Genomic DNA, 21,773 nt, shown 5'->3' with positions numbered 1-21,773 from the left:
GAGCCACCGAAACGAATTGTCATGACCGATCAGAACGCTCGCAAAATATTAGTTACCAGTGCCCTGCCCTACGCAAACGGCTCCATTCACCTTGGCCACCTGCTTGAATACATTCAGACAGACATCTGGGTCCGCTTTCAGAAAGCGCGCGGACACATGTGTACCTATGTCTGTGCGGATGACGCCCACGGCACAGCTATCATGCTGCGTGCAGAAAAAGAAGGCATCACGCCAGAAGAGCAGATTGCACGCGTAAAAGCAGAACACGAAACCGATTTTGCCGACTTCCAGATCGCGTTCGATAATTTTCACAGCACTCATAGTGAAGAAAACCGGGAACTGTCTGCGACTATCTACAAAGCATGTCGCGACAAAGGCCATATCGCTACCCGCAACATCAAACAGCTTTATGATCCCGTTAAAGAGCTGTTTCTGGCAGATCGCTACATCAAGGGTAACTGCCCTAAGTGCGATGCCGAAGATCAATATGGTGACAACTGTGAAGTCTGCGGTGCGACCTACACCCCTGCCGAACTGAAAAAGCCATACTCTGTTATCTCAGGCGCCACTCCGGTAGAAAAAGAGTCGGAGCACTTCTTCTTTAAGCTGCCCGACTTCCAGGACTTCCTGAAAGAATGGACACGTTCTGGCACCTTACAGGACGAAGTCGCTAACAAGTTGTCAGAGTGGCTCGACTCGGGCCTGCAGGAGTGGGATATCTCCCGTGATGCACCTTACTTCGGTTTTGAAATTCCAGATGCACCCGGCAAGTATTTCTACGTCTGGCTCGACGCTCCTATCGGCTACATGGCAAGCTTCAAAAACCTGTGTGATCGCCGCGATGATCTGAGCTTCGATGATTACTGGAAGCCGGATTCCGATGCAGAGGTTTATCACTTCATCGGTAAAGACATCATTAACTTCCACGCGCTGTTCTGGCCATCCATGCTGTCAGCTGCAGACTTCCGTACGCCAACCGCGGTCAACGCTCACGGGTTTGTGACTGTTAATGGCGCCAAGATGTCTAAGTCACGTGGCACCTTCATTAAGGCCCGTACTTACCTGAACCACCTGAATCCCACGTATCTGCGCTACTACTTTGCGGCTAAGCTGGGTAGCAGCGTCGATGACTTCGATCTCAACCTCGAAGACTTCGTACAACGTGTTAACTCGGATCTGGTGAACAAGCTGATTAACATTGCCAGCCGCACCGCGAACTTCATCAAGAAGTCCGGTGGCGTACTCAGCGAGAGCTGTGCTGAAGAAGCCATGGTGAATGATTTTATCAACGCAGGTGATCACATCGCCGAGCTGTACGAAAGACGCGAATTTGGTCGTGCTATGAAAGAAATCATGACACTAGCCGACCGCGCTAACGAATACATTCAGGCAAAAGCGCCATGGGCAATGTCGAAAGAAGAAGGCCGCGAACAGGAAGTACTCGAAGTTTGCTCCGTTGCGGTGAACCTTTTCCGTCAGTTGATGACCTACTTGTCACCCGTGCTGCCTGAACTTGCTGAAAAAACCGCAGCCTTCCTGAACCTTGAATCACTCGGTTGGGAAGATCGCCGCAGCATCCTGACTGGCCATGCGATCAATAAGTTCAAGCCAATGCTGGCCCGTGCCGAAATGGACAAGGTCACCGCCATTCTGGAAGAAACAAAAACCGAACTCGAAAAAGAGAACGGTGGAGCTGCAACTGCTAAAGATCAGAAAACAGACAAGAAGACTGAGAAAAAGGCAAAAAACAAAGGACCTGAGCTCAGAGAAGACGGCAACGAAGTAATCGCCGACACTATCGAGTTCCCGGACTTTGCCAAGGTCGATCTTCGTATCGCCCGCATTATCAAAGCCGACCATGTTGAGGGTGCAGATAAACTTCTGCAGCTGACTCTGGATATTGGCAATGGCGAAACCCGGAACGTATTCTCAGGTATTAAAGCGGCCTATAAGCCAGAAGACCTGGAAGGCAAACTGACTGTAATGGTCGCGAACCTGGCTCCGCGTAAAATGAAGTTTGGTCTGTCAGAAGGCATGGTGCTTGCCGCCGGCCCTGGCGGCAGCGAAATCTACCTACTTGAACCGCACGACGGCGCCCAACCGGGCATGAGGGTAATGTAATGAAAGCATTAATCACGGTATTGTCGGCCATGCTGCTGACCTTAGGTGTAGTGAGTGAAGCGCACGCGAAACGGTTTGGTAGCGGCGGCTTTGGTAAAAGCTTCCCTACACAGCAGCGCAGCGCACCGGCAAAGCAATCAGACAAGACCTCAGGTAACACTCAGGCTGCCCCTTCAAGAGGCGGTATGATGGGTGGAATGATGGGCGGCCTGCTGGCCGGCGGTCTGTTCGCTTATCTGCTGGGTAGCGGCGCATTCGAAGGCATTCAGATTATGGACATCCTTCTGCTGGGTCTTGCTGCGTTCGTCATCATTCGCCTTCTGCGTGGAGCCGGGCAAGCTCAGCAGCGCCAGGCAGCCGCCGCGGCGCACGGTCCGGCAACTCATCAGAGCTTTCAGTCAGCGAACGAGACTGCGAGTGCAACCGTGGCTCCTGATCAACCTATGTCGTTGCCTGCTGACTTTGATGCAGAAGCCTTCACACAAGGCGCACTGGAGCACTATCACCTTGTTCAACAAGCCTGGAACGACGGCAACCTCGACCTGATTCGTGAGTATGTTAGCCCTGAGCTGTACGATGCACTGGCCGCTCAACGCAACCGTCTGATGGTTCCGCCAAAGACGGAAATTCTGGACCTTAACGCAGAAATTGTGCGCGCTGATGAGACGCCAACCCACCGCGAAATCAGTGTTCTGTTCCGTGGCCGCTGCAAAGATGATCTGGAAAAATCTGAAGATGGTATCTTCGATGTATGGCATCTTGAACGCGACCTCCGTGACGACAATGCGCCCTGGTTGGTTGTCGGTATTGAAGCTGAGTAATGCTTAGCTTCTCGCTTAAAAACGCCGGTTCGTCCGGCGTTTTTTTATACCACCAGAAAAGTCTGAACGCTGATTGCACACGCGAAAACGCCAGGCTGAAGCGCAGGAGATGACATTGCGTAGGACGATAAATAGAGAGAAAAGGAATGAGGAAGAAAAAATAAGCCCGGTGGAACCGGGCTTAAAAGTGGAGATAAAGATCCCTATGTCAGAACCTTTGTACTGATATTAGTCTGTAATACAAACGTTATACAGGTGTAATATAGCCAGATCAGTAACAATTCGCGCCAGTTCTTAAAAATGGCGGAATCAAATTCTTAATCTATTACGGCTTTCAAATCGCTGGCTTGCTCTGTCTAAGAATCCACCAACCACACAGACGGAATGTGAAATAACAGACGTACCCAGCAAAGAGTGTATCACTCAGAAAGTGCCCCCCCTGAATGATACGTGTCGCACTTAAAACGACACCGGTAACCAGCCCGGCCCAGAACCACTTGCGACTGCTGAACAGCCAACCGAGCGTCATAAACCAGAAGCCCATGGCAGCGTGGCCACTGACAAATGAATTACACCCTTTACTGCAGGTCTCGTTAATAACAAAAGCTGGTGTAAAGGTTTTGTGCCCATCAAACTGCTCGACGTTCTTGGGGCGAGCGCGATCGAAGCCTTCCTTAAAGACACTATGAACCAGGATACCTGGCCCCGCGAGCAAGGTGACCAGCAAAAAAGTAAGTAATTTGCGATTTGCCTTATCTGGACCAAAGGAAAAGAATCCGGCAATCACAGAAAACAGCAGCACAGGTACCAGGAAATAAGGAATATAGCGGAAAATGCCATAAATCGAGTCTGCCACGGCGCTATCACTGCCCCACCACTCGCCAGAAGCCGGGTCATAGAACCAGCTACTGACCGCCAGATCGATTTGCGGAAACACGACAAACAGGATGGCGAGAAGAACAAAGCTGATCCAGTCAGCATGTACTTTTAAAATATTTAGCATGGTATTAACTCTTTTCGCTTGAAGCTTCTGGCACTACTTTCAGCGTTGGCAGCCGCAGAATATAAACCGTGACCCCCAACCCAATGGCCGGAAGAAGATAGTGCAACATAGGGCGCTCCAGAATAACAAAGGCGGTGAGCAGGAGCATGCTCCACATCAGCAACAAAGTGTATACCTTGGCTTTCAGTGGCATCCCCTTCCCATCCAGATAGTAAATGAGGTAACGCCCAAGTCTTGGGTGCTCAACCAGCCACTGATAAAACCGTGGAGAGGTACGCACAAAGCACGCAGCAGATAATAAGAGAAAGGGCGTTGTCGGAAGTACTGGCAGAAATATTCCGGCAAACCCAAGAGCGACACTCAGCCAGCCCACAGCCAACACCAGATGCCTGACGACAGGGTTGCGGATCACTTTTCTACGGGGTGTATGTTCACTGCTCATCAGTGGTTACAACCTACGGCTGAAACGGCGTCGATATTCGGTTGGCGTAAGACCCGTTTTAGAACGAAACAGACGCCGGAAGGAGCTGCCATCTTCGTAGCCCACTTCGTTCATTACGACATCAACCGTTCGCTCGGTTTCTTCCAGAAGTTTTCGTGCCGCCTCGATGCGCACTGTCTGAATATAGGCGTTAGGAGACATCGCCAAAGCGCTGTTGAAACGCCGGATAAGTGTTCGCTTGGACATACCAAACTGAGCCGCCAGCTCTTCGACAAGTACCTTTTCGGCGTAGTGGGTATCCAACCATTCCTGGATTTCGCTGATGCGGTCATCCTTGTGAGGCTTAGCGAGACGCATCAGCGAATAAGAAAGCTGACTATCGCGGCGGTAATCAAACACAAAAGCTTTTGCCGTCTGCATTGCCACTTCGTGATTTACGAAACGCTCAATCAGGTGCAACGTGAGGTCGAACCAGGCAAGCCCGCCCCCTGCACAGTAAATATCGCCATCCCGGGTAATTAACTGATCTGCCGCCAGTTCAACACTGGGATAGCGTTCTGCAAAGGTATCCCGATACCCCCAGTGCGTGGTTGCTTTGCGACCATTGAGCACACCAGATTCGGCCAGCAGAAAGTTTCCGGTGCAGTTACCACAGATCGTCCAACCCTTCGTATCTGCTTTGCGCAGAAGCTCCGTCAGTGCCTGCTCTTTCTTCAGTACGTCATTGATATGAACAGCAATGGTAGGAACGATCAGAATATCTGTGTGATCGATTTCAGCAAAACTCATATGCGCCGAGATCTCGATGCCATTCACACAACGGACTGGCTGACCGTCCTCGGAGGCAATTCTTACGCTGAAATAACGCTCATGGGGTTCGCCCTGAATAACATTCCACAGCACGCCACTAGATACCAGAAGGTCTGCAACACCTGCGATAGCAGATGACATGGCACCCGGAAAGGCTGTTATAACAACGTTATGCATATGACACGTTCCACACTAAGAGAGCTTATATTGCCTCCCTCAGCACGGATTAACAAGTGTCAGCCGCCGGGCTTACGGTAGGACTTTTTGAGTTGCTTGCGCGCTTTATCACGCTTAATCCGACGTTTATTGTCGGTGCGCTCTACGGCCTGGGCACGGCGCTTACTTGAATGTCGTACTTCTTTCTTCTTCTCAGAGAACGGGTTATCACCCTGGCGGAATTCGAAGCGAATCGGCGTACCTGAAATATTGAGTACACGGCGGAACGTATTGGCAAGGTAACGTCGGTAATCTTCCGGAAGCTCATTCACCATAGTGCCATGCACGATAATACGCGGCGGGTTTGAGCCACCCTGGTGAGCGTATCTCAGTTTCGGGCGACGCCCTCTGATGATCGGTGGCTGGTGCGCCGCGATCGCATCTTCAAGAATACGGGTCAGCATGTTGGTCTGCCATTTCGCCATGGCCGACTCATAAGCCTGATCAACGGACTCGTACAAATGGCCCACGCCTGTTCCGTGCAAGGCTGAGATAAAGTGCATATCGGCAAAGGTCAGGAAGTCGAAACGACGATCAATCTCGTCTTTTACACGCTGCTTGTCGTCTGCATCCATGCCATCCCATTTATTGATGGCGATGACCAGAGCGCGGCCTGAGTTCAGTACAAAACTCAGCATGTGCAGATCCTGCTCGACAATGCCCGTGCGTGCATCCAGTACGAGTATGCAGACGTTACAGTCCTGAATGGCCTGCAGGGTTTTAATAATCGAGAACTTTTCAGCAGCTTCGGAGATATTCTTACGGCGACGGACACCCGCTGTATCGATCAGAGTATATTCCTGACCATGGCGTTCGTAGGGAATATAAATACTGTCTCGGGTCGTGCCGGCTTCGTCATAGACGACCACCCGCTCCTCGCCAAGAAAGCGATTCACAAGTGTGGATTTACCAACATTCGGACGCCCGACTACGGCGATCTTAATACCTTTAATATCAAGCTCTTCGTGATGAACTTCTTCTTCACCCTCTTCGTAGTAGTAACCGGTCTCTTCCTGCTCGACTTTTTCTTCTTCGATTAATTCGTCCATGACGTAATCAATCAGCGCCGAAATGCCACGGTTATGTGCCGCAGCGATAGGCAGGGGTTCCCCCATACCCAGCTCGAAGAACTCACCCAGAACGATGTCGGGGTTTTTACCGTCGATTTTATTAGCAATCAGATAGGCTGCTTTGCCATTGCGACGCAGGTGATCTGCAATCATGCGATCGCCAGCAGTGATACCTGCGCCGACGTCGACCAGAAAGAATACGATGTCCGCTTCCTGAATAGCCTGAAAACTCTGGCCCGCCATTGCGGAATCGATCCCTTCTTCCTGTCCACTGATACCGCCGGTATCAATCACAATAAAAGGATGATCACCCACTTTCCCTTCACCGTATTTACGGTCACGGGTAAGACCTGCGATTTCAGCCACCAGCGCGTCACGGCTTTTGGTCAACCGGTTGAAGAGCGTCGATTTACCAACATTCGGGCGTCCGACGAGAGCGATAACAGGTACCATGTCAGGAAACCTCAGATAAGAAAGTGGATGGCATTAACGCAGTTCGATCAGCGCCAGATCGCCGGCATTGGTATACACCAGAAGGCCTTCGTCTGTGTCCAGCATATTGCTGCGGATACCAAAATCGCGGCCACGGGAGAGGCGCCAGTTAGTTGCCTCAGGCTGGTGCGGATAATTTATATGCAGAGGTCGCGGGCGAAGCATGATACGCCCTTCGATACCGCCATCAACCTGGCTGATGAAGTGAACGTAACCTTCTTCATCGCCAACGGCCAGATAGGTCCCGGTAGCTGTTACCTGGCCAAGGCCACGTCCCATCAGTTCAGTCTGCAACCAGGCCTTAGCGCCCGTCATCATGTCATACGACTGGATACTGTCATCGTCGAGCGTCAGATAAACGCTGCCGAGTGCCAGTTCAGGGCTGGTGTAGGTTGAGCCTTCTTCCTGCCAGATGGTCTCCCCCATCTCGCTGACCGCTGCCACGTTGCCGTGGTACGCAGCCGCAAAAATAATGCGCCCGTCAGACACCGGAGACCCATCAACATCGACCAGACGCTCAAGTTCAGAACGACCATCAGGTACACCGAGACGAATATCCCAGCGCGGAATACCAAGTACTTTATCGAGCGCGACCAGCTTGCCCGTCGCATATCCGGTAATCACCAGACGATCTGTAATTAACGGCGTACCTGTGCCCCGTACCGAAAGAACCGGCATACCCGCTTCGTAGGACCAGGCCTGAGCGCCATTATCACGCTCAAGCGCCGTAACGCGCCCATCAACCGTCTGGATAAATACCCGCTGATCGTCGGCAGCCGCCTGCGCCACAGCTTCACTTGGCAGCATAGCGCGCCACTGCTCTGACCCATCTTCTGCTGACAGAGCAACCAGAGTGCCTTCCCGCAGGCTGACAAATAACTGATTATCACTGAAAGAGACACCACCAAGAATTGGCTGTTCCAGGTCTTTCGTCCAGAGTCGGTCACCCGACGCCAGCTCAACTGCCGTTACCGTGCCACCGGTGTCCGCTGCGTACACGGTATCACCATCAACCGCTGCTTTGAGACGGGTGTAAGTAACCCCCGGCCCTTCACCAAGATTGATACGCCAGACAACATCCGGCTTTGCTTCGCCAGACACATCAGGCAATACCCGATCATTGGTGGATGCACAGGCCGCCAGAGCCGCCGCACATGCAGTGATTAAAAGAGACTTAAACCAGTGGCGCAAATGCATCAGGCGTCCTCAGAGGAAGTAGTATCCGGTGTATTCAGGCTATCTATTTTGCGCTGCAGAATGCTGTTGTTCTGTCCCAACGCCTGTGCAGCATCCATAGCTCGCAGATAGGCATCACGCGCATTGGCCAGCTCGCCCTTACGGAACAGAGCGTCACCGCGCGCTTCTTCAATTTGTGGAGCAAAGGCTGGATCAGCTTTCTCTGGCAATGCTGCCAGAGCTTCATCCGCTTTACCCTGCTGTGTCAGCACAGCCGCCAGACGCGCTTGCGCGGCCAGCTTAACCGGCTCTGCATCGGCGTCGTTTACCAGCGCCTGAAGCTCAGCAGCCGCTGCTTCATAGTCACCATTTTCTGCGGCAATACGTGCAATAAAGAGACTGCCGAAATCAGAGTATGCAGTATCACTGAAGTCTGTTTTCAGTTGTTCAGCAAGACGCTGCATATCGGCAGTTGCGTCGCTGTTTTCCTGAGCTGCCAGTTCAACCAGCTGAGTGTATACCGCAGAGGCCGCTTCACCGGTCGCCTGCTTGCTGTCCTGCCAGTAGTTCCAACCAACCACACCAGCGATAGCAACAGCAACCGTTGATACCAGACTGGTGCCGTTTTCTGACCACCACTTTTTGATGATCTCTGCCTGTTCTTCATCCGTTCTTAAATCGGTCATTATCTCGTCTCCGACAAGCTATTTTTATTGTCTGTTAATCAGCTCAGGTTATCTGTCAGCCACTGACCCAGTTCACTCTGGGCAATGGTTTGTTGTCCTGCTTCACCGCGAAGGTCTTTCACCGTCACCTGCTTTTCAGCGATCTCGGTTTCACCCAACAGCAGCGCAAACAATGCACCGCTCTTGTCTGCTTTCTTCATCTGACTCTTGAAGCTGCCACCGCCGCAGTGGGTCTGTACCCGCAACCATGGCTGCTCAGCACGCAGGCTGTCTGCCAGCATCAGTGACGCAAGACTCGCACCTTCACCGACACCGCATACGTACAGATCCACAGTCTGCATCACTTCAGCAGGAATCACTTCGAGCGTTTCCAGCATCAATATCAGACGTTCAACACCCATGGCAAAACCCACCGCAGGTGTTGGCTTACCGCCCAGCTGCTCGACCAGCCCGTCGTAACGACCACCGGCACAGACAGTTCCCTGTGCACCCAGCTTATCCGTTACCCATTCAAAGACGGTTTTGCAGTAGTAATCCAGACCACGCACCAGGCGTTGGTTGATTTCGTACTTTACACCAGCGGCGTCGAGTACCGCACGCAGGGCGTCAAAATCCGAGCGGCTCTCATCGTCCAGATAGTCATGTAACTCTGGCGCATCAGCCAAGAGAGCCTGGGTCTCCGGGTTTTTACTATCGAGCACTCGCAGAGGGTTAGTCTCAAGACGACGCTGGCTGTCTTCATCCAGCTGGTCTTTACGCGCGCTGAGGTAATCAACCAGTGCATCGCGATAACGCGCACGCGCATCATTGCTACCCAGTGTGTTCAGTTGCAGCGTTACCGAGTCAGCAAGACCCAGCTGCTCCCACAGACGCGCAGTCATCAGAATCAGTTCGGCGTCGATATCCGGTGTCGCAATTCCATAGGTCTCAACACCAATCTGATAAAACTGGCGATAGCGGCCTTTTTGTGGACGCTCATGGCGGAACATGGGGCCTGTGTACCACAAGCGTTGCGTCTGATTGTACAGAAGACCGTGCTCTTCACACGCACGCACACAACTGGCCGTGCCTTCCGGACGCAGCGTCAGACTGTCGCCGTTACGGTCTTCAAAGGTGTACATTTCTTTTTCAACGATATCGGTCACTTCACCGATAGAACGCTTGAACAGCGCCGTCTGCTCCAGCACCGGCATACGAATTTCGTCGTATCCATAACCAGCCAGTACATCTTTTACCGTGCCTTCAAGATACTGCCAGACCGGGCTCTGTGTTGGCAGTATGTCGTTCATACCGCGGATTGCCTGAATTTTCTTTGCCATGTTTAACTCTTTTTTGCCTGTTCCAGTTATTTAACGCTGGTAATCAGGTCTTTGCGTTCTTCGTCGAGGGTCGCCGCACGTTCCCGGATCATTCTCTCCAGGTCATCGACAAGACCGTCGTTGGTCAGTTTGCCAGCTGGTTTACCATCGATGTATACGAGATTCGGCTGACCACCAGTCAAACCCAGATCGACTTCTTTGGCTTCGCCCGGTCCGTTCACGACACAGCCAATGACAGCAACGTCCATATCGGTACGGATATCTTCGACGCGCATTTCCAGCTCGTTCATGGTTTTGATCACATCAAAGTTCTGACGTGAACAGCTTGGGCACGCAATAAAGTTAATACCACGGGAGCGCAGCTTCAGTGACTTGAGCATATCCCAGCCCACCTTCACTTCTTCTACCGGATCAGCAGCAAGAGACACGCGAATAGTGTCGCCAATACCATCCCAAAGAAGCAAACCAAGGCCGATAGAGGACTTCACCGTACCACCTCGCAAACCACCCGCTTCGGTAATACCCAGGTGCAGAGGCTGCTCAATCTGATCCGCTATTTTGCGATACGCCGCCACCGTCATGAAAATATCTGACGCTTTCAGGCTCAGTTTGAAATCCGGGTAGTTAAGACGATCCAGAATATCGATATGGCGCATAGCCGATTCGACCAGAGCGTCTGGCGTCGGTTCGCCGTATTTCTTCTGGAGGTCTTTTTCGAGAGAGCCCGCGTTAACGCCAATGCGGATCGGAATACCTTTATCTTTCGCCGCATCAATTACCGCGCGCACACGATCTTCACGACCGATATTACCCGGGTTAATGCGCAGACAATCGACGCCCAGCTCTGCAACACGGAGCGCAATGCGATAATCAAAATGAATGTCTGAGACGAGTGGAATATCCACCTGTTTGCGGATTTCACCAAACGCCTCAGCGGCATCCATCGTAGGGACGGATACACGAACAATATCTGCGCCGGCATCCTGCGCACGGCGAATCTGAGCTACGGTTGCAGCAACATCCGTCGTTTCTGTATTCGTCATGGTCTGAATCGCAATAGGCGCATCACCACCTACCGGGACATCGCCCACCCAGATTTTGCGACTTTTTCTGCGCTTAATCGGGTTTTCCATGTTTTTATTCATGACTGAGCACCGTTCAGAGATTCCTGATACATCCGATATTCTTCAGATTGCGGAAAACGTTGTTTCAATTGAGCCGCCAGCGCAACGCCTCGTGAGGTCTGCTGATGGATCGTCAGTAACTTAATACCCAGCCACAGGCTGTGCGCTGTATGCTCGGTCTGATCACGTTCGACCAGACGATCAAAGCGATCAAAATATTTGAGAGACTCGTCATACCGCTGAGCCTCAAATAACAGAGTTGAGATATTGACCAGCGCATCGACGTTATAAGGGGCCAGACGCAGCGACTGACTATATGCCTCGATGGCTCCCTGAGAATTTTCCATACGATAGAAATTCAGGGCCATATCGTTGTATGCACCAACCCGGTTATTGTAGTAACGGTCGTTAGCAACCTCGGACAACAAATCGCGCGCTTCTTTATGACGCTTCATGCGTGCATAGAGGCGACCAAGGTGGTGACGGGCCAGCGTAAAGTCAGGGTCTTCTCGCAGCGCCTTTTTGAATGATTCTTCCGCCAGATCAAGCTCGCCTTCGGTTTGCCAGACCAACCCCATAGCATCGTTTGCCTGTGGGTCATCCGGATTAATTTCGAGCGCCCGCTGTAAACGATCACGCGCCCAGTCAGGCCGGCCTTTCTGCAAATAACCAAGGCCAAGCTGAGTGTAATTATCAACGGCCTTCTCAGGAGACGCTTTTTTACTGAAACGACTTTCTTCGACGGTGACACACGCCTGTAAACCAATTACCAGTGTGATAGCTGTCAATAGTCTGAATACTGGCATCACGAAGCTCGACCTCCCTGTTCGCTGTCAATCTGAACGGCATCAATATAACGCTGACTACGACGCGTGCGATCCTCTACTTTACCGACCAGCTGACCACAGGCCGCGTCGATATCATCCCCCCGCGTAGAGCGGATAGTGACCACATGGCCCTGACTGATAAGGTAATCACGGAAGCGATATACGCGGTTATTACTTGGGCGACGATAGCCTGAATTAGGAAACGGATTAAACGGAATCAGGTTAATTTTGCACGGCACCAGCTTCATCAACTCAGCCAGTTCTTCGGCGTGCGCCATCTCGTCATTCACACCGTCGATCAGGGTATATTCAATCGTGGCTTTACGCTTGTCTGGCAACTTGCCAAGGTAACGATTAGTCGCAGAAATCAGTTCGCTGAGCGGGTACTTTTTGTTGAGAGGTACCAGTGTATTGCGCAGCTCATCGTTAGGCGCGTGCAGAGAAATAGCCAGAGAGACATCCGTGACATCACCGAGCTTATCAATCATAGGGACAACGCCCGACGTGCTCAGCGTGACGCGACGCTTGGACAAGCCATAAGCGTTGTCGTCCATCATCAGATTCATGGCGTCGACAACGTTATCGAAGTTGAGCAGAGGTTCACCCATTCCCATCATAACGACGTTCGTGATGCGGCGTTCACGGCGCTCACCTGGCTCATGAAAACTCATGGCGGCAACATAAAGCTGACCAATGATCTCTGCCACAGTCAGATCACGGTTAAAGCCCTGTTTGCCCGTGGAGCAGAAGCTGCAGTCCAGTGCGCAGCCAATCTGCGAACTGACACACAGGGTGCCACGATCTTTCTCAGGGATATAAACGGTTTCGACGGCACTGCCTCCCGGCATACGCATCACCCATTTGCGGGTGCCATCTTTTGAGAAATCTTCATATACGACTTCAGGCAGGACAATTTCACTGACTTCTGCCAGCTTTGCGCGCAGCGCCTTGCCCATGTTCGTCATCTTTTCGAAGTCCGATTCGCCATACTGGTGAATCCACTTCAGCATCTGTTGCGCACGGAATTTCTTTTCACCAATGCTCAGGAAGAACTCTTCCATCTTCGCAGGTGACAGGCCCAGCAGGTTGGTTTTTTCTGAAGTGTCGGACATGTTGGAATACCTGAAGTACAGCACCGGGCTAGCCGGCAGGGTGAACAGGGCAGCAAGCGTTGCTACTGCCCCACTGCATCACTTAGCGTGCGCAGATTTCTTCAGCATTGAAGAAATAATCGATTTCACGTGCTGCAGACTCAGCAGAGTCAGAACCGTGAACAGCGTTAGCGTCGATGCTTTCAGCGAAGTCAGCGCGGATAGTGCCAGCGTCAGCTTCTTTAGGGTTAGTCGCACCCATCAGTTCGCGGTTCTTAGCGATCGCGTTTTCACCTTCCAGAACCTGTACAACAACAGGACCAGAAGTCATGAAACCAACCAGATCACCGAAGAAAGGACGCTCTTTGTGCTCAGCGTAGAAACCGCCAGCTTTTTCGTCGTCCAGCTTCAGCATTTTAGCAGCAACAACCTGCAGGCCAGCTTTTTCAAAGCGAGTCAGGATTTCGCCGATTACGTTTTTAGCAACAGCATCTGGTTTGATGATGGACAGAGTGCGTTCTACAGCCATTTTTTAGCTCCAAAGTAGGTGTTTGTGTGTGTTTAGGGTTCAAAACCCGCGGATTATACGCACCTTTCTATGAAAGTTGTATAAAGGATGCCGCAACTCACTCACTGTTTACGAAGGAGGCTTACAACACGCGAAACTTCAGCAATCGCGAAGTCGATCTCTTCTTCCGTTGTGTAACGGCCAACACTCATTCGCAAACCCGCGTGAGCCAACTGATCACTGCGTCCGATTGCTTTCAGAACGTAGGATGGTTCCACACTCGCCGAGGTACAGGCAGAGCCGGAAGACACGGCCACTTTCGCCAGGCTGGCAAGCAGGATTTCACCATCCACGTCTGCAAAACTCACATTGAGATGGTTAGCGACGCGCGCATCAAGGTCACCGTTCACCCAGACATCACCCAGTGATGAGATTCCTGCCCAGAGACGATCACGCAATTCGCGGATACGTGCTTCATCGGTCACCAGCTGTTCACTGACCAGGCGAGCAGCCTCGCCAAAGCCCACCAGCTGATGCGTTGGCAAAGTGCCTGAGCGCATGCCACGCTCATGACCACCACCATGGATCTGACTGACTAAAGGCACCTGAGGGTCGCGACGTACATATAAGGCGCCAATGCCCTTAGGGCCGTAAAACTTGTGCGCCGACAAGGACATCATATCAACGCCCCAGTCACTGATATTGACAGCCATTTTACCAACAGCCTGGGCTGCATCGACGTGCAGCAAAGCCTTGTGACCTTTGAGTAGCTTCGCGATCGCTGGAATGTCAGTCACTGTGCCCAGTTCATTGTTAACCGCCATTAGCGTGACGAGACACGTATTGTCGGTCAGAGCATCCGCCACCTGCGACGGCTGAATAAGGCCACCCGCATCCGGCGTAAGGTAACTGACGTGAACCTGGTGCCAACGTTCAAGGTAGGCCACCGTATCCAGAACCGCCTTATGTTCAATGGCGGAGGTGATGATGTGAAGTGGAGTATCCGGCTGTTCGCGTCGAAGCGCTTCGACGTGGCCTTTGATTGCCAGATTGTTACTTTCAGTCGCGCCCGACGTCCAGACAATTTCGCGGGTATCAGCGCCGATCAGACGGGCCAGTTGGCCACGGGCATTCTCTACCGCCTGCTCAGCCTGCCAGCCGTAGCGATGCGAACGTGACGCAGGATTCGCAAAGTTGCCGTCCAGAGTCAGGCAGGCAGTCATTGCTTCCGCGACCTCCGGAGCACAGGGAGTCGTCGCTGCGTAATCGAGATAAATTGATTTCATTGCTGTATCCGCATCACTGGGTTTTAACGCGCATTGTCCTCAGCGGATCTCTGGCGTCAAGCCGAGCGACTGGTGTCCATGCTGTCGGTAATCAACAGACTATCGATACGGTCGCGGACTCCACGCTCCTGACGACTGGCGATGTCTTTGATTTCACGACGCTCAATAAGCTGAAACAGGGATATGTTCTTCAGGAAACTGTGGATCTGATCGCTCAGATCCATCCACAAATGATGAGTCAGGCACTCTTCGCCATCCTGACAGTCACCTTTGCGGTTGCAGCGTGTGGCGTCCATGGATTCGTTGACCGCATCCACAATCTCAGCAACGTTAATCTCAGCATCAGCACGGCTAAGTTGATAACCACCACCCGGCCCGCGCACACTGGATACCAGACCATTACGCCGCAACTTGGCGAACAGCTGTTCGAGGTATGACAGAGATATTCCCTGACGACCGGAAATATCGTTCAGGCTGACTGGCCCCTGACGTGCATGGATAGCCAGGTCCAGCATTGCTGTCACAGCATAACGGCCTTTAGTCGTTAAACGCATAATCTCACCTCGTTAGTACTGGATTGATTATGCGTATTTCCGACTAAAACAGTCAACTATGTTGCGAAAGCTTTTGTCAGTCTCCGGAGGACTTCTCTCTTTCTGCCTCGAGGCGCTCATGCAGGCTGACGAAGGTTTCTTCTTCCAGCTCAGGAAGTGCATCTTCGCAGCTGTGATCCCCAAGGTTACTCAGCGCCCGGCACATATTGTCGATTTTCTTATCGACGTGATGCATGTGATCCATAAGGTTGTGGATCGAGCGCGCGATCGGGTCGGGCATATCATCGGTCATACCGTACGCATCAAACCCTATCTTCGCAGCCATTTCCCGCCGGCGGTTCTCAGCATCCGTACTCGCCTTGCGGATAATACGCCCTGGAATGCCCACCACAGTGACAGATTCAGGCACGTCCTTGGTCACCACAGCGTTAGAACCAATACGAGCGTCAGCGCCTACAGTAATCGGGCCTAGCACCTTAGCGCCTGCACCGACCACAACACCATCGTGCAAGGTTGGGTGACGCTTACCTTTATTCCAGCTTGTGCCACCAAGAGTCACACCATGGTAAAGGGTCACATCGTCGCCAATCTCAGCGGTTTCACCAATCACCACGCCCATACCGTGATCAATGAAGAAGCGGTTACCAATGGTTGCGCCCGGGTGAATCTCGATTCCCGTCATCCAGCGACTGAACGTAGAAAGCACACGCGCGAACCATTTCAGGCCACGACGCCATAACCAGTTGGCCAGCCGGTAGTGCATGATCGCATGGACACCCGGATAGGTTGTGAGTACCTCGAAGGTATTCCGTGCCGCCGGGTCCCTGTCGAACACACATGCGATATCTTCGCGCAATTGACGGATACTCAAGCCTTATCCCCTTTTTTATCAGACTCTGAGGCATCTGTGCGCCGTTGAATGGCCGCCAGCATGCCCCTGAGAATATTAATTTCCATGCGATCCGGAGCCGCCCGCTGAAACAGCCGGCGCACACGTGTCATCAGTTGCTTGGGAGTATTGGGGTCAAGGAAGCCAATCTCAACCAGAGTCTGCTCCATATGCTGCAACATACCGTTCAACTGATCGTGCGTTGCCATGGGGTAATCCCAATCCACGCCCCACCGCTGCCCAGCTTCAGCGTTTTCAACCTCGGTCAGTGCAAGTCGCATTTCGTACGCCATGACCTGAATCGCCTGGGCTACATTGAGCGAAGAGAAGTTCTCATCCGTTGGAATATGCACGTGTGCATTACACAGATGGAGCTCTTCATTGGTGAGACCACGGCTTTCGCGACCAAAAACCAGCGCGATATCATTCCCCGCTGCTGCCGCCTGAGCTGCGCGATCACCACACTGCCTTGGGGTCATCAATGGCCAGGGAACGCTGCGACTGCGGGCACTGGTGCCAACCACCAGACCACAACCGGCAATCGCACTTTCCAGTGTCGGATGAATTTCAGCATTGTGCAGTATGTCTTCGGCACGTGAGGACCGTTGAATGGCCTCTTCATCGATACTGGCAATCGGATCTACTAACAACAGGCGACTCAGCCCCATGTTCTTCATCGCCCGCGCCGCTGCACCTATATTCCCGGAGTGTGTGGTGTTGACCATCACGACACAGATTCTGTTCAGCATGTAAGACCCGACGTGGTAGAAATGTAAAGGCCGAAAGTGTAGCGCAAAAGGGACTTCGCCAACCAGTTTTACGCTGTTATACTTCGCGGCCGTTTTTTAAAGGCTGGGCTTTTCGCCCTGCCTTACGTTCTTTAAAGCAACAGGAATACCCTATGCAACCCATGGTGAATCTGGCGCTGCGCGCTGCGCGCAACGCCGGTCAGGATCTGGTTCGTCGTCTTGACCGTTTTGATGCTGCTCAGAGTACTGATCAGGAAAAAGCTAAGTTTATTGCTGACTGCACCATTGGTCTCGAAAAGAGCATTATTTTCGAGCTGAAGAAGTCACTTGCCGACGATAACTTCGAAGGCCGCGAAACCGGTTTCAATGCCGGCAAAGAAGGTCAGCCAGTCTGGCAGATCTGTGTGATCGATGATCTCGCTAACTTCCGCGTAGGTATTCCGGCGTTTGCTATCATCATCAACTGCCTGCACAAAGACCGCACTGAGCATTGCGTTGTCCTCAACCCAATGAATGGTGATGAGTTCAGCGCTTCACGTGGTCGGGGTACCCAACTTAATGGTCGCCGTATCCGTTGTGGTGGCGTGACTACCCTAACCGACGCAATTACTGCGTTCACTCAGCCTATGGGCCTGAGTGACAACGCGGCTGACCAGCGCGCGAAAGTAATGCGCCTGATGGAATCAAACTACGACGTACGCTCTATTGGCTCGGGCATTCTGACCATGGCTTATGTTGCTGCGGACCGCTTCCAGGCGGCACTGGTGTCTGATCTCGACGCCATCGCACTGAATGCCGGCACTCTTCTGACCTCAGAAGCGGGCTGCCTGCTTGCAGCCATTGATGGCGCACCGCGTGTTTCTGCACCAGCCAACATTGCAGTAGCGAACCCACGACTGCTTAAATCTCTTCTGAAACTCTGAGATTGGTTGGCTTAGTCGCCTGACTTTCAGGTCAGTGCAGAGCACAGTACAACCTCCTGTCTATACTGCAGTTATAGAAAGGAGGTAAGCCTATGCTCTGGTCTCATCTGAAAATTACGCTTTGCTGGCTGTGCGAGTCGCAGAGCTGCGACGAGCTCTCGCTTCATCGAGAGAAGATCCAGTAGCCCATATCAGGGCTGAAGACAGATACAAAAAAAGCGGCTTCAAGCCGCTTTTTTTATACTCATCAGACTCAGCGTATCGCCGATACATCTTCCGCCTGAGGGCCTTTCTCACCACGAACAACGCTGAACTTAACGCGCTGACCTTCGGTCAGAGAGCGATGCCCCTGACCACGGATAGAGCGGAAGTGAACAAACACATCCTCGCCTTCGTCCCAGGTAATAAAGCCAAAGCCTTTCTTCACGTTGAACCACTTAACGACGCCACGCTCACGGCCATCTTCTACGTCACTCTCAACCATAGTGCCACTGCTGCGCTGGCGACGGCGACGCGCCGGAACCAGTTGAGCAGACACAAAGCTGATGATGAATGCCAGAATTGCCATAACAATCAGTGCGACCGCCATGCCTTCTGAGTTCAGCAGAGTAGAGAAGCTAGTGGCAGCACCACCAGCCAGTTGAATATCTTTAGCCAGACCTGCAATCAGCGCGACGACAACAAACGGCGCTATTACTGCAAATACGACTGCTACGATTAATTTACGAACCATTAACTTACCCATGTGTTATCCCGAATCACTCGTTGTTATTATGCCGGCCAGAGACGGGATGCCCGATATACGTAAAAATACCGTCGCAGACCATTGACAAGTGGGCTATGAAAGCCCAATTAACCAAAAAAATCAACACGATAGCGCATGGAGACTGCAATCATGGAAAATAAATTGCCGCCTGCGGCCGAAAGAGTCACTCAACTTGAAACGCGGATTACATATCTCGAGGATACGGTGGAGACTCTGAATAAAGAACTTGCGACCATATCAGCAGAGTTCCGGTTAGCAAAAGAAGCACTGCAGCATATGTATCGGCGCATGGAGCAAATCCAGACAACCGACAGCGGGATTGCAAATCCAGCGGACGAACCGCCACCACCGCACTATTAATTGGCGGTACAGCACCAGTAATTGTCACGTGGATAACATATAATCCGCCGCCTGAAATGGTTCTTTTTTACAGGTTCATCTATGAGCGTCATCCGAAAATTACGTATCCGAATCAATCAGTGGCAACAGAAGCTGCTTTATAAGCTGGTCAAGACAAAGATTATTGGTGCTGATAAAGACAAGATCGAACTGGACCCAGTGCAGCCCGTTATTTACGCCATGCTCTATCCCTCATATGCCGAGCAGATTGTTATTAACAAAGAAGTCTCCGAGCGTGGTTGGCAGGCACCATTTCAGCAACGGCTGAATGGTACCTTACCTGGCAATCCTTATTTCGGCATTTATCGCCGCCCCGGAAATCCATTCCGCAAAGATGGGCTCGCTACAATTCCCCGTCATCTGAAGAGACAAGCTGAATGGATGCTTGCGGATGACAGTCGTGACATTCAGGTGATGCCCGTGCGGGTTATGTGGGGACGTTCACCGGAGCGCGAACGTTCTTTCCTTCGTATCTGGCTGCAGAATGCAGGTAGCCTCGGCGGCCGCGTGATGACTTTTTTTGCGATTCTGTTTAACGGACGTAATACCTTTGTTCATTTCTCCGAGCCCCTGTCGTTACGCGAACTGGCGGGAGGCGAAACCTCTCCGGAGCTGGTCGCCCGTAAACTCGCCCGTGTTTTGCGTGTTCACAATCGCAAGGTAACAAAATCGGTACTGGGCCCAGAACTGTCTCACCGACGCACACTGGTTCATCAGATCCCGAATCGCCCAATGGTCCGTCACGCCATTGAAAGTGAAATGAAAGAGAACGGCTTAAAACGCGAGAAGCTGAGAAAGCGGGCTCTTAAATACGCGGATGAAATTGCCTCAAACATTTCGTATACCAACGTTCGTTTCCTGGATATTTTGTTGACTTGGGTGTGGAACAAAATCTACAACGGCACGGCTATCCACAATATCGAACAGGTAAAAGAAGTCGGCAAAGACAACACTGTCGTCTATGTTCCTTGCCACCGAAGCCACATCGATTATCTATTACTGTCTTACGTTCTTTACCACCATGGCCTACAGCTTCCACAAATTGCTGCGGGTATTAACCTCAATATGCCAGTGGTTGGCTCGATACTCCGCCGCGGCGGTGCATTTTTTATGCGCAGAACTTTCCGTGGTAATCCGCTGTATGCAGCCGTCTTTGATGAATATCTGCACTCGGTATTTACCCATGGATATTCGTCAGAATATTTCGTCGAAGGTGGCCGCTCCCGTACCGGCCGTACCCTCAGCCCGAAAGCCGGGATGCTTGCAATGACGGTTCGCTCATACCTGCGCGACTCAAAAAAGCCAATGGTGTTCGTGCCTGTGTATACGGGTTATGAAAAAGTATTCGAAGAAAAGAGCTATCTTGGTGAGTTGCGCGGAAAAGCGAAAAAGAAGGAAAGCCTTCTCGACGTACTGGGCACATTGCGTTCTTTCAAGAAGTCGTTTGGTAAGGTCAACGTTACCTTTGGCGAACCGATACATCTCTCACCATACCTTGAAGAGCGCCACCCAGGCTGGAGTAATCAGGACTACGAAGCATGTAACTATCGCCCTGATTGGGCACCGGAACTGGTTGATGAGCTGGCCACTACCGTTGTCACCGAAATCAACCGCGCAGCCTCGGTTAACCCTATCAACCTGATCGCACTCGCTATTCTTGCGTCGCCCCGCCAGGCCATGGATGAAAATCAGCTGATGCGTCATATGGAAGCCTATCGTGACCTGCTGGCCATGGTTCCGTATTCCGATATGACGGTTTTACCTGACGGACATGCGAGCGACTGGCTTGCCCACGCCGAAGAGCTTGGATCGGTTTCCCGTAGCAAGCACGACATGGGCGACCTGATTCAGACGAATGAGCGCCAGGCGGTTACCCTGACGTACTACCGCAACAATGTTCTCCACATCATTGCACTACCATCTTTGATTGCATGCCTGCTACTCAATAATCGTCGCTGCACTCAGGCGGATATCCTCGAAAGTTGTCAGGCCCTGTATCCATTCCTGAAAGCAGAACTCTTCCTTCACTGGACAGAAGACACTCTCGAACAAGCTGTTAACAGCTGGCTGGATGTACTGGAGCAGCGCGGCTATCTGGAAGTGAGTGACGGTTGTTATCATTGCCGCATTGATGGCGACAATCTACCGATGTTGCAGAGCCTCGCTGATCCGATCTCTCAGACACTCCAGCGTTACTTCCTGTCGATTTCCCGCCTGAAGCATCAGGGCAGTGGAAACCTGACCGCTCAACAGCTGGAAGAGCAATCGACACTGCTGGCCCAGCGCCTGAGCTTACTTTATGGAATTAATGCACCAGAATTCTTCGACAAAGCATTATTTCGTGCACTTATACGTCAATTGATTGATAGTGGAATGATCAGCTGCGGTGAAGATGACGTGTTGTCTTTCGACGAAGACCTGAACCCTCTCATGAGCATCCTTGAAAATCTGTTGGATGCCAACCTGAGGCAAACCATTCTGATCAGCCTGTAAGGCTGATA

The 21,773-nt window shown here is 51.9% G+C and carries 21 protein-coding genes; 5 read left to right on the top strand and 16 right to left on the bottom strand.

Going from position 1 to position 21,773, the window contains the following annotated elements; genetic code table 11:
• Window positions 1-21 precede the first annotated feature (21 nt).
• Window positions 22-2,121: a methionine--tRNA ligase gene (metG, locus tag AC5E51_RS01240; RefSeq protein WP_297533222.1), complete on the top strand. Its 2,100-nt coding sequence runs from the start codon at window positions 22-24 to the stop codon at window positions 2,119-2,121.
• A complete protein-coding gene (locus AC5E51_RS01235; protein ID WP_297533223.1) occupies window positions 2,121-2,942 on the top strand; it encodes a Tim44 domain-containing protein in 822 nt (273 codons plus the stop codon). Before metG ends, AC5E51_RS01235 begins: the two co-directional genes overlap by 1 nt.
• Before the next feature lie 334 nt (window positions 2,943-3,276).
• Here the strand turns inward: AC5E51_RS01235 and AC5E51_RS01230 are convergent, their stop codons facing one another.
• From AC5E51_RS01230 to AC5E51_RS01160, 15 genes are all read right to left on the bottom strand, one after another.
• The gene (locus AC5E51_RS01230; RefSeq protein WP_297533224.1) at window positions 3,277-3,945 is read right to left on the bottom strand and encodes a phosphatase PAP2 family protein; all 669 of its coding nucleotides are present in this window, start codon (window positions 3,943-3,945) and stop codon (window positions 3,277-3,279) included.
• A 4-nt stretch (window positions 3,946-3,949) separates the two neighbouring features.
• Window positions 3,950-4,387, bottom strand: coding sequence for a YbaN family protein (locus AC5E51_RS01225; protein WP_301377990.1), 438 nt, complete (start codon window positions 4,385-4,387; stop codon window positions 3,950-3,952).
• A 6-nt stretch (window positions 4,388-4,393) separates the two neighbouring features.
• Complete coding sequence (locus AC5E51_RS01220) at window positions 4,394-5,374, bottom strand: GlxA family transcriptional regulator (protein ID WP_068435646.1); 981 nt, start codon at window positions 5,372-5,374, stop codon at window positions 4,394-4,396.
• A 59-nt stretch (window positions 5,375-5,433) separates the two neighbouring features.
• The gene (gene der / locus AC5E51_RS01215) at window positions 5,434-6,936 is read right to left on the bottom strand and encodes a ribosome biogenesis GTPase Der (protein ID WP_068440653.1); all 1,503 of its coding nucleotides are present in this window, start codon (window positions 6,934-6,936) and stop codon (window positions 5,434-5,436) included.
• A 33-nt stretch (window positions 6,937-6,969) separates the two neighbouring features.
• Window positions 6,970-8,172 carry an outer membrane protein assembly factor BamB gene (gene bamB / locus AC5E51_RS01210; protein WP_301377991.1) on the bottom strand — a complete coding sequence of 401 codons (1,203 nt, stop codon included), beginning with the start codon at window positions 8,170-8,172 and terminating at the stop codon, window positions 6,970-6,972.
• Window positions 8,172-8,837 (bottom strand): YfgM family protein, encoded by a 666-nt coding sequence (locus AC5E51_RS01205; protein ID WP_297533226.1) that lies wholly within the window; start codon window positions 8,835-8,837, stop codon window positions 8,172-8,174. Before AC5E51_RS01205 ends, bamB begins: the two co-directional genes overlap by 1 nt.
• A 38-nt stretch (window positions 8,838-8,875) precedes the next feature.
• Window positions 8,876-10,156 (bottom strand): histidine--tRNA ligase, encoded by a 1,281-nt coding sequence (gene hisS, locus AC5E51_RS01200; protein ID WP_297533227.1) that lies wholly within the window; start codon window positions 10,154-10,156, stop codon window positions 8,876-8,878.
• Between the two features lie 26 nt (window positions 10,157-10,182).
• On the bottom strand, window positions 10,183-11,301 hold the full coding sequence (ispG, locus tag AC5E51_RS01195; RefSeq protein WP_068440665.1) for a flavodoxin-dependent (E)-4-hydroxy-3-methylbut-2-enyl-diphosphate synthase: 1,119 nt from the start codon (window positions 11,299-11,301) through the stop codon (window positions 10,183-10,185).
• On the bottom strand, window positions 11,298-12,086 hold the full coding sequence (locus AC5E51_RS01190) for a tetratricopeptide repeat protein (protein ID WP_297533228.1): 789 nt from the start codon (window positions 12,084-12,086) through the stop codon (window positions 11,298-11,300). Before AC5E51_RS01190 ends, ispG begins: the two co-directional genes overlap by 4 nt.
• Window positions 12,086-13,219, bottom strand: a complete 1,134-nt coding sequence (gene rlmN / locus AC5E51_RS01185) for a dual-specificity RNA methyltransferase RlmN (protein WP_076513862.1) — start codon at window positions 13,217-13,219, stop codon at window positions 12,086-12,088. The genes AC5E51_RS01190 and rlmN overlap by 1 nt, the downstream gene beginning before the upstream one ends.
• Window positions 13,220-13,301: 82 nt before the next feature.
• A complete protein-coding gene (gene ndk, locus AC5E51_RS01180) occupies window positions 13,302-13,727 on the bottom strand; it encodes a nucleoside-diphosphate kinase (protein ID WP_068440673.1) in 426 nt (141 codons plus the stop codon).
• Window positions 13,728-13,828: 101 nt separating this feature from the next.
• Complete coding sequence (locus AC5E51_RS01175; RefSeq protein ID WP_301388959.1) at window positions 13,829-14,992, bottom strand: aminotransferase class V-fold PLP-dependent enzyme; 1,164 nt, start codon at window positions 14,990-14,992, stop codon at window positions 13,829-13,831.
• Window positions 14,993-15,048: 56 nt separating this feature from the next.
• Entirely contained in the window at window positions 15,049-15,546 is a 498-nt protein-coding gene (gene iscR / locus AC5E51_RS01170) for a Fe-S cluster assembly transcriptional regulator IscR (RefSeq protein WP_068440678.1), read from the bottom strand.
• Window positions 15,547-15,622: 76 nt separating this feature from the next.
• Window positions 15,623-16,417, bottom strand: coding sequence for a serine O-acetyltransferase (gene cysE / locus AC5E51_RS01165; protein ID WP_084188495.1), 795 nt, complete (start codon window positions 16,415-16,417; stop codon window positions 15,623-15,625).
• A complete protein-coding gene (locus tag AC5E51_RS01160) occupies window positions 16,414-17,184 on the bottom strand; it encodes an RNA methyltransferase (protein WP_068440680.1) in 771 nt (256 codons plus the stop codon). Before AC5E51_RS01160 ends, cysE begins: the two co-directional genes overlap by 4 nt.
• A gap of 152 nt (window positions 17,185-17,336) precedes the next feature.
• Here AC5E51_RS01160 and AC5E51_RS01155 point away from each other — a divergent pair, with 152 nt between their 5' ends.
• On the top strand, window positions 17,337-18,107 hold the full coding sequence (locus AC5E51_RS01155; RefSeq protein ID WP_068440683.1) for an inositol monophosphatase family protein: 771 nt from the start codon (window positions 17,337-17,339) through the stop codon (window positions 18,105-18,107).
• A 253-nt stretch (window positions 18,108-18,360) separates the two neighbouring features.
• On the opposite strand, the gene AC5E51_RS01150 is transcribed toward AC5E51_RS01155, so the two are convergent.
• On the bottom strand, window positions 18,361-18,852 hold the full coding sequence (locus tag AC5E51_RS01150; RefSeq protein WP_068439693.1) for a cold shock domain-containing protein: 492 nt from the start codon (window positions 18,850-18,852) through the stop codon (window positions 18,361-18,363).
• Between the two features lie 150 nt (window positions 18,853-19,002).
• Between AC5E51_RS01150 and AC5E51_RS01145 the strand changes: the two genes are divergently transcribed.
• Together AC5E51_RS01145 and plsB are read left to right on the top strand one after the other, a co-directional pair.
• Window positions 19,003-19,233, top strand: coding sequence for a SlyX family protein (locus tag AC5E51_RS01145; RefSeq protein WP_068439695.1), 231 nt, complete (start codon window positions 19,003-19,005; stop codon window positions 19,231-19,233).
• Window positions 19,234-19,314: 81 nt separating this feature from the next.
• Entirely contained in the window at window positions 19,315-21,765 is a 2,451-nt protein-coding gene (gene plsB / locus AC5E51_RS01140; protein ID WP_491777975.1) for a glycerol-3-phosphate 1-O-acyltransferase PlsB, read from the top strand.
• Window positions 21,766-21,773 lie beyond the last annotated feature (8 nt).

The sequence above is a fragment of the Thalassolituus sp. genome (assembly GCF_984348125.1).
The sequence above is the reverse complement of the archived record's forward strand: the minus strand, read 5'-3'. Positions and strand labels throughout refer to the sequence as shown.

Excerpts from the sequence above, each read along its gene's own strand:
- ispG (WP_068440665.1), bottom strand. The coding sequence starts at position 11,301 with ATGAATAAAAACATGGAAAACCCGATTAAGCGCAGAAAAAGTCGCAAA.
- ndk (WP_068440673.1), bottom strand. The coding sequence starts at position 13,727 with ATGGCTGTAGAACGCACTCTGTCCATCATCAAACCAGATGCTGTTGCT.
- bamB (WP_301377991.1), bottom strand. The coding sequence starts at position 8,172 with ATGCATTTGCGCCACTGGTTTAAGTCTCTTTTAATCACTGCATGTGCG.
- iscR (WP_068440678.1), bottom strand. The coding sequence starts at position 15,546 with ATGCGTTTAACGACTAAAGGCCGTTATGCTGTGACAGCAATGCTGGAC.
- plsB (WP_491777975.1), top strand. The coding sequence starts at position 19,315 with ATGAGCGTCATCCGAAAATTACGTATCCGAATCAATCAGTGGCAACAG.
- AC5E51_RS01160 (WP_068440680.1), bottom strand. The coding sequence starts at position 17,184 with ATGCTGAACAGAATCTGTGTCGTGATGGTCAACACCACACACTCCGGG.
- hisS (WP_297533227.1), bottom strand. The coding sequence starts at position 10,156 with ATGGCAAAGAAAATTCAGGCAATCCGCGGTATGAACGACATACTGCCA.
- AC5E51_RS01150 (WP_068439693.1), bottom strand. The coding sequence starts at position 18,852 with ATGGGTAAGTTAATGGTTCGTAAATTAATCGTAGCAGTCGTATTTGCA.
- AC5E51_RS01155 (WP_068440683.1), top strand. The coding sequence starts at position 17,337 with ATGCAACCCATGGTGAATCTGGCGCTGCGCGCTGCGCGCAACGCCGGT.
- AC5E51_RS01225 (WP_301377990.1), bottom strand. The coding sequence starts at position 4,387 with ATGAGCAGTGAACATACACCCCGTAGAAAAGTGATCCGCAACCCTGTC.
- AC5E51_RS01205 (WP_297533226.1), bottom strand. The coding sequence starts at position 8,837 with ATGACCGATTTAAGAACGGATGAAGAACAGGCAGAGATCATCAAAAAG.
- metG (WP_297533222.1), top strand. The coding sequence starts at position 22 with ATGACCGATCAGAACGCTCGCAAAATATTAGTTACCAGTGCCCTGCCC.
- AC5E51_RS01230 (WP_297533224.1), bottom strand. The coding sequence starts at position 3,945 with ATGCTAAATATTTTAAAAGTACATGCTGACTGGATCAGCTTTGTTCTT.
- AC5E51_RS01235 (WP_297533223.1), top strand. The coding sequence starts at position 2,121 with ATGAAAGCATTAATCACGGTATTGTCGGCCATGCTGCTGACCTTAGGT.
- AC5E51_RS01145 (WP_068439695.1), top strand. The coding sequence starts at position 19,003 with ATGGAAAATAAATTGCCGCCTGCGGCCGAAAGAGTCACTCAACTTGAA.
- AC5E51_RS01190 (WP_297533228.1), bottom strand. The coding sequence starts at position 12,086 with ATGCCAGTATTCAGACTATTGACAGCTATCACACTGGTAATTGGTTTA.
- rlmN (WP_076513862.1), bottom strand. The coding sequence starts at position 13,219 with ATGTCCGACACTTCAGAAAAAACCAACCTGCTGGGCCTGTCACCTGCG.
- AC5E51_RS01175 (WP_301388959.1), bottom strand. The coding sequence starts at position 14,992 with ATGAAATCAATTTATCTCGATTACGCAGCGACGACTCCCTGTGCTCCG.
- AC5E51_RS01220 (WP_068435646.1), bottom strand. The coding sequence starts at position 5,374 with ATGCATAACGTTGTTATAACAGCCTTTCCGGGTGCCATGTCATCTGCT.
- der (WP_068440653.1), bottom strand. The coding sequence starts at position 6,936 with ATGGTACCTGTTATCGCTCTCGTCGGACGCCCGAATGTTGGTAAATCG.